At 43.1% G+C, this 12,990-nt stretch carries 10 protein-coding genes and 1 other annotated feature; of the genes, 4 read left to right on the top strand and 6 right to left on the bottom strand.

Annotated elements, in window-relative coordinates; genetic code table 11:
* Positions 1-244: 244 nt before the first annotated feature.
* The 4 genes from ADA55_RS09095 to ezrA form a co-directional block, all read right to left on the bottom strand.
* Entirely contained in the window at positions 245-451 is a 207-nt protein-coding gene (locus tag ADA55_RS09095) for an alpha/beta-type small acid-soluble spore protein (RefSeq protein WP_034309203.1), read from the bottom strand.
* Between the two features lie 82 nt (positions 452-533).
* Positions 534-1,745, bottom strand: coding sequence for a tRNA uracil 4-sulfurtransferase ThiI (gene thiI / locus ADA55_RS09090; RefSeq protein ID WP_048682294.1), 1,212 nt, complete (start codon positions 1,743-1,745; stop codon positions 534-536).
* On the bottom strand, positions 1,742-2,890 hold the full coding sequence (locus ADA55_RS09085; protein WP_048682290.1) for a cysteine desulfurase family protein: 1,149 nt from the start codon (positions 2,888-2,890) through the stop codon (positions 1,742-1,744). The genes thiI and ADA55_RS09085 overlap by 4 nt, the downstream gene beginning before the upstream one ends.
* 219 nt (positions 2,891-3,109) lie before the next feature.
* Positions 3,110-4,804, bottom strand: a complete 1,695-nt coding sequence (ezrA, locus tag ADA55_RS09080) for a septation ring formation regulator EzrA (protein ID WP_048682287.1) — start codon at positions 4,802-4,804, stop codon at positions 3,110-3,112.
* A gap of 167 nt (positions 4,805-4,971) precedes the next feature.
* On the opposite strand from ezrA, the gene hisJ reads away from it, so the two are divergent.
* Positions 4,972-5,775, top strand: a complete 804-nt coding sequence (hisJ, locus tag ADA55_RS09075; protein ID WP_048682284.1) for a histidinol-phosphatase HisJ — start codon at positions 4,972-4,974, stop codon at positions 5,773-5,775.
* 14 nt (positions 5,776-5,789) lie between these two features.
* Here hisJ and refZ read toward each other — a convergent pair whose 3' ends face one another.
* Entirely contained in the window at positions 5,790-6,434 is a 645-nt protein-coding gene (gene refZ, locus ADA55_RS09070; protein WP_048682281.1) for a forespore capture DNA-binding protein RefZ, read from the bottom strand.
* Positions 6,435-6,588: 154 nt separating this feature from the next.
* Here refZ and ADA55_RS09065 point away from each other — a divergent pair, with 154 nt between their 5' ends.
* Both ADA55_RS09065 and rpsD read left to right on the top strand, forming a co-directional pair.
* Positions 6,589-7,068, top strand: coding sequence for a GAF domain-containing protein (locus ADA55_RS09065; RefSeq protein WP_034309218.1), 480 nt, complete (start codon positions 6,589-6,591; stop codon positions 7,066-7,068).
* A gap of 478 nt (positions 7,069-7,546) precedes the next feature.
* Positions 7,547-8,149 carry a 30S ribosomal protein S4 gene (rpsD, locus tag ADA55_RS09060; RefSeq protein WP_034309220.1) on the top strand — a complete coding sequence of 201 codons (603 nt, stop codon included), beginning with the start codon at positions 7,547-7,549 and terminating at the stop codon, positions 8,147-8,149.
* Between the two features lie 96 nt (positions 8,150-8,245).
* On the opposite strand, the gene tyrS is transcribed toward rpsD, so the two are convergent.
* Complete coding sequence (gene tyrS, locus ADA55_RS09055) at positions 8,246-9,502, bottom strand: tyrosine--tRNA ligase (protein ID WP_034309231.1); 1,257 nt, start codon at positions 9,500-9,502, stop codon at positions 8,246-8,248.
* A gap of 65 nt (positions 9,503-9,567) precedes the next feature.
* Positions 9,568-9,784, bottom strand: a binding site (T-box leader).
* Positions 9,785-9,933: 149 nt separating this feature from the next.
* On the opposite strand from tyrS, the gene ADA55_RS09050 reads away from it, so the two are divergent.
* Positions 9,934-12,972, top strand: coding sequence for a transglycosylase domain-containing protein (locus ADA55_RS09050; protein WP_065421128.1), 3,039 nt, complete (start codon positions 9,934-9,936; stop codon positions 12,970-12,972).
* Positions 12,973-12,990: the final 18 nt, after the last annotated feature.

Below are 12,990 nucleotides of genomic sequence, written 5' to 3'. Positions count from 1 at the left end.
CGGACCGCCCGCGGAAAGCGAGTGCCTGGAGTGGAAATCATTACACATACTCCCTTTCGGTGGGGTCTCGGCTAGCAGGTGTGTCGCACATTTCTTCATTCCAATAAGGTTTAATATTATATAAAACAGTAAACAATTATGTAGTAAAACTAAGGAATTTATTAAATCGGCGTCCACGAATTCAGTCCGCAAACGTAAAGAGAGCGGGTGTTAAAACCCGCTCTCTGTAGCCATATTTATGAAATTATCTGTTGAAACCTCCGCCTAATTGTTGTTCAGCCATTTGAACAAGGCGTTTTGTGATTTCTCCACCAACTGAACCGTTAGCGCGAGATGTTGTGTCGGCACCAAGTTGTACGCCGAATTCTGTAGCGATTTCATATTTCATTTGTTGTAGAGCTTGTTCAACTCCAGGTACCAATAATTCGTTTGAGCTGTTGTTGTTTGCCATGTGTGTTTCACCTCCTTGTGATTATAGAGTGTGTTAAAACACATGGCTTCATTCGCACATTTTTATTGGTAATTAAAGGATATCAAAATAAGTCTTCCATCGCTTCTTCCTTATCGAAAGTCTGGCCCGGTTTAACCGTTAATATTTCTGTTTCGGAGACCGCTTTTTCGATCAAGGATTCAAAGTCGACGAAGCTTTCATAGTAATTGACTTTTTCACGTTTCGGTTTCGTTTTTGGGCTTGCCGGCGTAAAGACCGTACAGCAATCCTCGTAAGGCAGATTGGATATTTCAAAAGTATCGAGTTCTCTTGCTATTTTGATGATTTCTGTCTTATCCATGGTAATCAGCGGACGCAGGATCGGTGTATTCGTCACCTCATTGATGGCAAACATGCTGCTCATCGTCTGGCTCGCAACCTGTCCAAGGCTTTCACCGGTAATCAGTGCCATGGCTTCTTCCTTTTCACGGATTCGATCGGCGACCCGCATCATTAAACGACGGGTTGTAGTCATGGAGTAGTTTTCCGGGATTTGTTTTTGAATCAATAACTGGATTTCCGTAAATGGAACGATATGCACTTTCATGCTTCCATTTATTTCTGCCAGCTTGCCCGCCAAATCAATGACCTTTTGACGTGAACGCTCGCTTGTGAACGGCGGGCTGTAAAAATGGATCGCCTCCACGTCCAATCCCCGTTTCATCGAAAGGAAGCCTGCAACAGGGCTATCAATCCCGCCTGAAAGCATCAGCATCGCCTTCCCGCTTGAACCGAATGGAAGACCGCCTGCACCCTGGATGATTTCACCTGTCAAATACACGGCTTCGCGTCTCACTTCCACTAGCAGGTTCAAATCAGGGTTCTTTACATCGACTTTTAAATCTTCTGTATTTCGGAGCAAATGCCCGCCGATTGCCCTGTTAATTTCATCGGTATTATATGGAAAATCCTTATCGGCGCGTTTTGTCGTGATTTTGAACGTGTTTACCTCTTCAAGGGTATGATTAAGGTAATACAAGGCTGCCGTTTTCATCACTTCCAGATCACGCTCTATTTTTATTGCAGGGCTTAATGACTGTATTCCAAAAATGCCTTTTAACCGGTCAATGACCGGCACATGGTCAGCACCGTTCAGGAGAACGTACATCCGCTCCCGGTTGGCTGTCAGCACTACGCCTTCTATACCTTTTAAACTCCAGCGGATATGTGCCTTCATTTTGTCTACAAAGCCTTTACGGTTTCTTTTTTTAGTGGAGATTTCTCCATAACGGATAATTATATGATCAAATTTCATTTAGCAACCCTCATTATTTTTTCTAAATTAGCGACTATTTTCTGTATCGCCGCCAGAACTTGCTTTGCTTCTTCCAGTTCATTTCCATAGGTAGTACTGATACGGATGACGCTTTCGGAACGAGCTGAATGATGGAACATCGCGTCCACCGTTTTGCTTACCGTCCTTTTTTTCGAAGAACAGGCACTAGTCGTCGAAACATATATTCCTTCCGATTCCAGTGCATGCAGCAATACCTCGGATTTAAGTCCCGGCACGGAAAAATTCACAATATGGGGTGCACCCTCTTCGGGACTGTTAACCAACACCCCGTCCATTTCCTTCAAACCTTTATATAAATAAGTTTTGATTTGCTGAAGCTTATCATGATACAGCAATTGATTGTTCATACTAATACGCAAAGCCTTCGAAAGGGCGACGATTCCCGCAACATTTTCGGTGCCGCTCCTGATTTTCGTTTCCTGATTGCCACCATGGAAAAGCGGATCGACCCGAACGCCTTCACGAACATACAGGATGCCCGTCCCTTTCAAACCGTGAACCTTGTGGCCGGAAATTGTACATAAATCCACATTGGCTTCACGCAATGATAAGGAAACCTTGCCTGTTCCCTGTACATTATCGACATGAAAGAGCACGTTTGGGTATTGTTTTAACAATTTGCCCACTTCAGCAATCGGCTGTATCGAGCCAACTTCATTATTAACATGCATGACGGAAACCAAAATGGTATCTTCCCTCAATGCATCCTTAAGATCGGTTACATCAATTTGTCCAAATTCGTTAACCGGAAGATATGTGATCTCATATCCCATTCTTGTCAGTGATTGGCATGCATCTTCTACAGAAGGATGTTCAATCGCTGTCGTGATTATGTGTTTGCCGCGATTTCCCTGAGAGTGGGCGGCCCCTTTAATGGCAAGATTATTTCCTTCCGTTCCCCCGGAAGTGAAATATATTTCCGAACTCTTCACCTTTAATAAATCAGCAATCTGCTTTCTGGCAGCGGAAAGCAGTTTTTCGGATTGCACCCCAAGTCCATGAAGCGAAGAAGGGTTCCCGAAATAGTCCGAAGTAACCTTCATGAATGATTCGATTACTTCGGGATACGGTTTTGTTGTTGCACTATTGTCAAAATAAATCATGGGTTCACCTTCCATGTTTTTATATCTATGATGGTCACTCTTCTAAATATAAGTTTCAATGTTGCTGTTGCAACTTCTAATATTAACATAATTGAATTTGAAAGAGAATGTAAAACACTGGTCCAAGAATGATAGGATACCTGCTTCTTTTTATTCCCGAGAATGATTTAACTTCCCACCTAAGCTATAAAAAGAAAAAAAACCCGCCATGGCGGGTTTTCAGGAAAGGACTTCTTCTATGTTCGCCCCGATTTTTTGTAAACTGCCTGGGTCGACCTTTTCTATGGCAGTGGCTGCCGTTTCCAATGCGGCTTGATATTCATAGCTTCGGAATTTCGCTTCGGCTTCCCTTAGGCTCTCGGCTACCATATCGTGGCTGCTTCGATAACGATTTCCAAATTGGATCACCTTTTCGGCCAAATACATATGCTCGATCAATTCTTGGGCTTTTTCGTGGACCTTATCAACCTGTTGAACCGCTTTTTCCAAATAAATATAAACAGCGGCCATCTCAAGAGGCTTTTCTTCAAGTTTACCCTGAACGTCATCCATGCTTTCTTTGGCATCCTGAAGCACCACTTTATACTCTTCTGGAAGACCTGGAATATTGCTTTTTGAAATTAAACGTCCAGTATCGACCATTTTGCGCTTCAATTCTGCCAGTGAATCCCTGGCATCCATTTCATCTTTTCGTAAAGCCTGTAATTTAACGGTAAAGTCTTTCTGATTTTCCTGTAATTCCTTCAACTGTACTGCAAGCCCCTGCATCTCTTCGCTGATAAGCGAGCTTGCCATCACATTATCCTCCATTTTCAAGACGAGCAATTGATGGCGTTTTGAAATCTGGGCAATCTGCTTTTCCATTTTCCGTTGGGCATCGAGCTCATTTTCCGTCAGATGATACGTGTGTTGAACATGTATGGTTTCAACTTTAAGTTTATCGTTTTCATATTCAAGGTCACTAATCGTTTTCCTGAGAATTTCATCATTTTTCAAGATATACTGTTTTGAAAGTACTTCTTTTTCCAAAAGGTCATAAAGAACCTCGATGCTTTCGCGCATTTCTTTAATGCCTTTTTCCACTGCTTCCGTTTCGGCATTTTCCAATTGTGTTTTATATAGATCCAGTTCTTCCTCAAGCCGTGATATCTCCTGCTCGAATTGGATATGGCTCAACAGGTACCCCTGTCCTGACATCTCCTCATAACCATCCTTCAATTCATTAAGCTGGGAATGCAGCTCGGATTGGCTATCAACCAATAATTTTGGGAGCATTTCCATTTTAACTGACAGAACCGCCAATTTGTCCTTAATGGTGAGAACAAGCTCCCTCGCATTCAAATAATTGCCGTTCACGGTCTCTTCTTCATATTTCTGAAGGATCTGCAACACTTCATCCAAGGAGCTTTCCAGCTTATCAGCCGCTTTCCCATAATTATGCCTGTGTGCAAGCAGGGATTTCTTCAATTGACGGTAGGATTCTTTGATATCCTCAATTTCCAATCGATTCTTTTCCTCACTGCCTACGAGTTCATTCAGTTCGTATAGGATCTTTTTGATCATTTCCTCTATTTCATTCAGCTTGACTGTAATTTTGCGCTGTATCTCTTTTGATCGGCTGAAACGGTATTTATCGACGAATTCCTCGGCATCGAATAAAAGCTCTTCGACTTCGGGCATATGATCCGTAATGATGGCGTCCCATTCAATGCGCCAGTTTTCGAACATTTCCTCTGTTTCACCTGTCATGTTCAATTGTTTGACTTTAGAAAGCTCTTCCAGCACGGGGCGGTGCGTGATGCTTATTTTCCAGGATTCCAGTCGATCGATTTCTTTAAAATATCTCTTTTTGAAAAAATAACCCCAAATGATGAAAATCAAAATTAATACAATTACCCCAATTATGTAATCCATGGTAAGCCCCCTGTTCTAGTCCTTACAGTCTTGCTATTTATATATGAATTGTAAAAATGTTAAATTTAATGCTTTTATGATACCATGTTAGCAATAATTTTTGACGAGAAAAATGATTTTTTTGTAGAAAATTGCTACAAATACCTGTTTTTTGGGAGGGAAGGACCATGAAAGCTGACGGTCATGTGCACACTCCGTTTTGCCCTCACGGCTCTACGGATAAATTCGATGAATATATTACGCGGGGAATCGAGCTAGGATTAAAGGAAATCACATTTACGGAACATGCTCCATTGCCACGAAATTTTCAAGATCCTACGCCTGAAAAAGACAGCGGGATGGACGCTGCCCTGCTCCTGAATTACTTTCAAGAGCTCCGCGTACTGAAAGAACGCTATAAAGACAAAATCCTGATCAAAACAGGTCTGGAGGTTGACTTTATAGAGGGGTATGAAAAAGAAACAAAAGAATTCCTCGACGAAATCGGAGAATTCCTTGATGATAGTATACTTTCCGTTCACTTCATCAAGCATCAAAACAGCTGGCATTGCATCGATTTCAGCGAAATTGGGTTCGCTGAGATTGCCAATGAACTAGGTTCAGTGGAATCGGTTTATGCCAAATATTACGATACACTGGAAAAGTCAATAGAAACTGATTTAGGCATTTATAAACCAAAACGGATCGGGCACATTACGCTTGTCCATAAATTCCAGCATCGATATCCGCCGGCATCAAGTTTTGACGAGCGGGTTTACAAGGTTCTCGAAATGATCAAGGATCAAAGGTATGAACTGGATTATAATGGAGCTGGGCTTGTAAAGCCGCTATGCGGTGAACCCTACCCTCCTGAACGATTTGCAAAGCGTGCTTTAGAACTCGGCATTCCGCTCATTTACGGTTCCGATGCCCATCAGGCTAAAGATTTGGGTCAGGGCCACCAGGCACTGATTGAAGGGTATAATGGGTAACTCATGTTTACACTTCAGCCCCGGCCAGCTAACAGCGGCTGCAGGTCTTCGGCAATGAAAAGGGTATCTTGCAGAAAACGCCCGACTTCATTGGCATAAATATTCGTATAATACGCTTCCTGCGGGAATACATGAAGCACATCCATCGCATAATGGGTATGCAGGACAGGGGCCGTCAATAATCCCTTCAACTGCAGCATATACATGGGAACGGAGACCTGCTGGAAACTCCTGCTCTTGATTCCTTGTTCCAATATATATTGAAAATAAGACTTTTCCTTTGTAAAATAAGTCGAATGAATTTCACGGTTTAAATTGGAATCGAGTGAAGATTCCCCATATATGAACCGTGCAGCAAGGAAGTTTTCCCTCTGGAAAGCGAGGATATCCTTTACAAGGTTCATCAAGCATTGCTGCGGGCCTTTAAGTTCAAGCAGCGTCATGTTCGTCTCAAGGACCAGGATATATTCTTCTAAATAGGAAGTGAAACAGAATTCCAGCAACCCCTGCTTATTCTTGAAATAGTAGGCAATATTGGCAGCGTTCACTTTCGCTTTATTCGCAATATCCCGTATGGATGTAGCATGATAGCCTTTTAAATGAAATAAATGCAATGCAGCATCCACAATGGCTTGTTTCGTTGGCGTCTGGCGATTCATTCAGGCAATCCCTCGCTTTCTTTGAGACAAGTCTTATGGACTACTTCTTCACGAAAGAGCCTGAATCCTTTAGTAAGTTCTCGACAATTTCCCAACAATGGAGCATCATGATTAGAAAGTGCTGTAAAAATATGAGGAAGACAGGTGAACGCTTTTGTTTAATGTCGAAATGTATCAAGGAAAAAAAGAAAAAAACTATGAACTGGTCCAAAAACAACTACTTGCCTTAATCGAAGATGAAACGAACAGGATAGCCAATTTAAGCAATGCGGCAGCTTTACTTAATCAGTTTCTCGATGAGATTAACTGGGTTGGCTTTTATTTATATGAAGAAGACCAATTAATACTAGGACCCTTCCAGGGGCTTCCGGCCTGTGTCCGCATTCCAATGGGCAAGGGCGTATGCGGAACTTCAGCGGCAACTGAAAAAACCCTGCGCATTGAGGATGTCCACCAATTCCCTGGACATATCGCCTGCGATGCGGCATCAAGATCTGAAATTGTCATCCCGCTCATGAAGGATGGCAAATTGCTTGGTGTCCTCGATATCGACAGCCCGATAACGGACCGTTTTGACGAAATGGATCAGCAAGGACTGGAGAAGTTCGCTGAAATCCTTTCCAATCATCTATAAAAGTTAAAGGGAGCGGCAACCCATGCCTGCTCCCTTTTCCATTTCAGTACCCAGGTACAAACCCTTTACTGAACCCTTCTCAATATATAACTTCTCAACCGCCCTTTTGACATTTCACTTTTAAATGATGCAAAGGAAACCCGTGGCAAGGGCTCCCAAGCAATCCCGGAAACCATCCATAATTGTTGCATTCATTTTCTCATGATAAAATTGTATTTTTCCTGCCGCCATTCTCTATTCTATAATTATCACAACTGTCCTTGACTCATTGAGCAGAATATTATACAATACTCTTTGTGTAAAATATTGCAGCCTATGTGATAGCCTTTATGTTCTCATTTTGTTCCTCAATCCAGAGGTGTATCTCGTAACCCTCTGCTGCTAGGGCGAAGGTACATGAAAACAAAATGGTCATGATCGTACATTCACACGGTTTTTATTTTACCAAAATAAAAACATTTAAAGGAGGAGTCATCCTATGGCTCGTTATACTGGCCCAAGCTGGAAACTATCCCGTCGTTTAGGAATTTCCCTAACAGGTACTGGTAAAGAATTAGAAAAACGCCCTTATGCTCCAGGACAACATGGTCCTAACCAACGTAGAAAAATTTCTGAATACGGAATGCAACTACAAGAGAAACAAAAACTTCGTCACATGTACGGAATCACTGAGCGTCAATTCCGCACAATGTTCGACCGCGCTGGCAAACTTAAAGGTGTACATGGTGAAAACTTCATGATTCTTCTTGAATCACGTCTTGACAACCTAGTTTACCGTCTTGGTTTAGCTCGTACACGTCGTCAAGCACGTCAACTTGTTAACCACGGTCACATCACTGTAGACGGAAGCCGCGTAGACATTCCATCTTACAAAGTGTCTCTTGGACAAACAATCTCAGTTCGTGAAAAATCACGCAACTTCTCAATCATCAAAGAATCAGTTGAAGCAACTAACTTCGTTCCTGATTTCCTTACTTTCGATGCTGAGAAATTAGAAGGTACTTTCACTCGTTTACCAGAACGTTCTGAATTGCCTGCTGAAATTAACGAAGCTCTTATCGTTGAGTTCTACTCTCGTTAATAACTTCAAAAACCCCATCCTTGGATGGGGTTTTTTTTGCACCTAAACATCTTTGCAGAACAAAGCCCGGCTGGGATTCAGCCGGGCTTTGGACAATCATTTCACTAATGTGTATTTCTTCTTGCCGCGACGAACGAGGATGAACTCCCCTTCAATCTTGGCAGCTTCCGTCACTACATATTGCAGATCGGTCACTTTCTCCCCATTTATGGAGATTGCCCCGTTCTGAATATCTTCACGGGCTTGACGCTTTGATGGCGAAATTTTCGCTTCAACGATTAAATCGACCAAACCGATATCTTCCTTGCTTTCACGTTCGAAGCTAGGGACATCTTTAAAGCCCAATTTGATTTCCGCTGCACTTAAATTCTTCACCTCACCGCTGAATAAGGCGGCAGAGATTTTGATTGCTTGGTCAAGAGCTTCCTGACCATGAATCAAACGGGTCATTTCTTCCCCTAAAGCTTTTTGCGCTTTACGCAAATGCGGTTCGTTTTGTACGGATTGCTCTAACTCTTCAATCACCTCACGAGACAGGAATGTGAAGAATTTCAGGTATTTCACGACGTCTGCATCTGCCGTATTGATCCAGAATTGGTAAAATTCATACGGAGTCGTTTTTTCCGGGTCAAGCCAAATCGCTCCGCCTTCCGTTTTACCGAATTTCGTTCCATCCGCTTTCGTTACGAGCGGGATCGTCATACCGAATGCTTTGGCATTCTCATCATTGGATTTCCTGATCATTTCAAGGCCGGTCGTAATGTTGCCCCATTGATCACTGCCGCCTATTTGCAATTTACAGTCGTAATTGCTGTATAAATGACCGAAATCAATTCCCTGTAAAATCGTGTACGCAAATTCAGTGAAGGAAATTCCCGTATCCAAGCGGGAAGCAACCGTATCTTTTGCCAGCATGTAGTTAATGCCGATGTATTTCCCGTAATCACGCAGGAACGTAACCATATCGATTTTGCCTATCCAGTCATAGTTATTGACCATGACCGCACCATTTTCACCGTCGAATTCAAAGATATGGGATAACTGCCCTTTTATGCAGTCTGCATTATAAAGCACTTTTTCCAGCGTTTGCAGCTGACGTTCCTCTTTTTTACCGCTTGGATCACCGATGAGTCCTGTCGCACCGCCTACCAGCACAAGGGGACGATGACCGTGCTGCTGGAAACGGCGCAATGTCAAGAATGGCAATAGATGACCGATGTGCATGCTATCCGCAGTTGGATCGACACCACAGTATAAAGAAATTTTCTCTTTTTCCAAAAGGTTCTTAAAACCTTCTTCATCCGTTTGTTGATAAATAATTCCTCTCCACTCGAGGTCTTTAAGCAATTCCATTAAATATTCCTCCTCCATCTTAGAAAAACCCGCAAAAAGCACACAAAAACGCCCCTTCATAAATATGAAGGGACGAATGAATTCGCGGTACCACCCAACTTGAGGACATAATATGCCCTCCGCTCAAGACGAATAACGGTCGTCAGCCGTTTCCTGCTACTAATCATTTCACAGCAAATGCTCCAGGAAGTAATTCATCATACCATTTGTACCGATTTCCACTAACCACCGGCTCTCTGAAACAGGGATAGTCTGACTACTGGGTCCTATCATCGCGATCATTTAATCATTTTATTGTTGTTAATAAACTTTTATCATACATAAGAATCCTTGTCAACATCACCCTTACAGATTATAGAAAAATAAGAAAGATGCCCTTTCCCCTACCTGTTATATGCTATAATATATGTGATTTCAGGGGGTATGATACGATGAATAATAATCAAAAAGATAGATTTCAAACAGTCTGGAAGCAGCTGACCCGTTTTTTCCAAAGTGAAAAAACACATAAGAACGCGCGGGTTACATACCAAGTCATTTGGAATTTAACACTGATCCTCATTATTGTCGGGATCCTAGGATTCTCATTCGCCGGCGGCGTCGGAGCCGGCTATTTCGCTGCCCTCGTCAATGATGAGCCAGTACGCTCAAAAGAAGATTTGAAAAAAGACATTTACAATTATGAAGAGACCTCTGAAGTATACTTTGCAGATGAAGTATACTTGGGCAAGCTTAAGAGTGACCTTGAGCGTGAGGAAGTGTCCATCGATAAAGTTTCCGAGCATCTTAAAAATGCAGTCATCGCTACAGAAGATGAGTATTTTTATGAGCATGACGGGGTTGTCCCGAAAGCCATCCTGCGTGCGATTTACCAGGAATTTTCGAATGCAACCGTCCAATCGGGAGGAAGTACATTAACACAGCAGCTCATTAAAAACCAAGTCCTGACCAACGAAGTATCGTTTGAACGGAAAGCAAAAGAAATTCTTCTTGCACTCCGGGTCGAAAAGTTCTTTGAAAAAGAAGAAATTTTGGAAACGTACTTAAACGTCTCCACTTTGGGACGAAACTCTTCAGGCCGTAACATCGCCGGGGTCGAGTCCGCCGCTGAAGGTATTTTTGGCGTGGAGGCCAAAGATCTGACACTGCCCCAATCAGCCTTTATCGCTGGATTGCCGCAAAGCCCTTTCGGATATACACCATATACCCAGAAAGGAAAATTGAAGGAAAATCAAGAGCCCGGCATCAACCGGATGAAAACCGTTTTAAAGCGGATGTATAGTAACGGGTACATAACAAAAGCAGAATATGATAAAGCAAACGCATACGACATTACAAAAGACTTTATCGGTAAAACGGAGATGCCATCCGAGAAATATCCATGGCTCACCTATGAAATCGAAAAACGCTCCATCGAAATCCTCTCTGTCAGTCTGGCAAAAGAAGATGGATATGAAGAGAAAGATTTAAAGAATGATGATTTAAAAGCTCAATATCTAGCACTTGCCGACCGTAAGCTGCGGCAAAATGGCTATAAGGTTTATACGACCGTCAACAAAAAGATTTATGACAAGATGCAGGAAGTAACGAAAAACTATCCGAATTTCGGGTACGATAAACTGGCGCAAGTCCCCGACCCGGATACGAAGGAAATGAAGACAGTAAGCCAGCCCGTAGAGGCCGGAGCGATTCTTATCGAGAATAAAACAGGGAAAATCATCAGTTTCGTAGGCGGCCGCGATTTCAAGCGGGAACAGACGAACCACGCCACCGCATCATTGCGCTCGAACGGATCAACGATGAAGCCGCTGGTGATATATGGTCCAGGCATCGAGCTAGGCAAGATCTCGCCTGGCAGCGTATCGGCCAACGTGCCGATCTCCATTCCAACAGGCGGCAAACCGTGGAGTCCAGGAAACTATGGCGGCGGCAGCTATACGGGAGTATCGACTGCCCGCGAGGCCCTGAAGAATTCCTATAACATCCCGGCAGCGCTCTTTTACAAGAAAATAATCAACCTGAGCCCCGCTTCGTATTTGGAAAAAATGGGCTTCTCCACCGTGACGAAAGGGGATTACTCCAATCTTGCCGTGTCATTAGGTGCGATGGAAAAAGGTGTAACCGTTGAAGAAAACGTCAATGCATATGGCACTTTTGCCAATTCAGGAGAATTCATCGATGCTTATATGATCGATAAAATCGTTTCGAAAGATGGTAAAGTCATCTATCAGCATAAAGTGAAACCAGTGGATGTTTTCTCTCCGCAAGCCGCTTACCTGACGCTTGATATGATGCGTGATGTCGTAAACAGCGGGACGGCGGCCTCGGTCAGGAACCGCCTTGCTTTCTCAAGTGATTGGGCAGGTAAAACCGGTACTTCACAAAACTATTGGGATGCCTGGTTTGTAGCCAGCAACCCGAATGTATCGTTCGGGACATGGCTCGGTTATGACAAGCCGAAATCCTTGCAAGGGACTTATAATGGTCTTGAATATAATAAACGTAATATGTATTATTGGGCAGATTTGATCAATGCCGCATATAAAGTCGACCCTAAACTCATCGACCCCGATAAGCGATTTGAAAGGCCGGGCGGAATTGTCAGCCGTTCCTTCTGTGGCGTTTCAGGACTGCTGCCTTCAAGCTCATGCCAAAAGGCCGGGCTTGTCAAATCGGATTTATTCATCGCGAAATATGCTCCATCCAGGGCGGATGATAGTTTCATAGATGGTCAATATGTATCAGTCGGCAGCAAACGCTACGCAGCCCTTCCGCAAACGCCTGGCGAATTCACAAGCGGCGGGTTCATGTTGAATCCCGATTCCTTTGCAGATATCGGATTGAAATATGTCGTTGACCCGGGATCTGTGATTCCCGGAGCCGAAAAATCAGGAAATGTCGTCGGGGCGACAGCGAAATTGAATGATAATGGCAAAGCACCAGATCCCCTATCCATAACGATCAGCAACGATAAGATTACATGGGGCTTGCATCATGAAGGAGATGTCGTCGGTTATCGTGTCTATAAAGACGGCAAAAAAGTGGCGAGCATCAATGCTGGGGAGAATCTTGTTTACAAAGTCGGCTCTGGCGGATCTTATTACGTAACGGCCGTCGACATTGTCGGTAAAGAATCAGCCCCTTCCCAAGATGTTGAAAGCGGCGCTAAAAAGACAAGTTCCAAAGAAGACTCCACGAAAAATAAAGATGATCGCGGAAAAGATAAAATAGTTAACGAAGTTAAAAAGACAGACTCAAAAGAAGAGAACGGTCCAGATAAAAATACAGATAAACAACCGGAAAAAGATATACAACCAGAAAAAGAAACGGAAACGGATAAAGAAAAAGAGCCAGTTCAAGACACAAACAAAGAGAATACAGATAAAGAAATTCAAGAGACTGACAAAGATCAAGGTACAGTCAAGGATCAAGAGCAAGAAACGGATAAAGCGGAAGAAGAGGAAGAATGACACACTTGAACTAAAACA

This window comes from Bacillus sp. 220_BSPC (assembly GCF_001054655.1).
GTDB lineage: Bacteria > Bacillota > Bacilli > Bacillales > DSM-1321 > Peribacillus > Peribacillus frigoritolerans.
The sequence above is the reverse complement of the archived record's forward strand: the minus strand, read 5'-3'. Positions and strand labels throughout refer to the sequence as shown.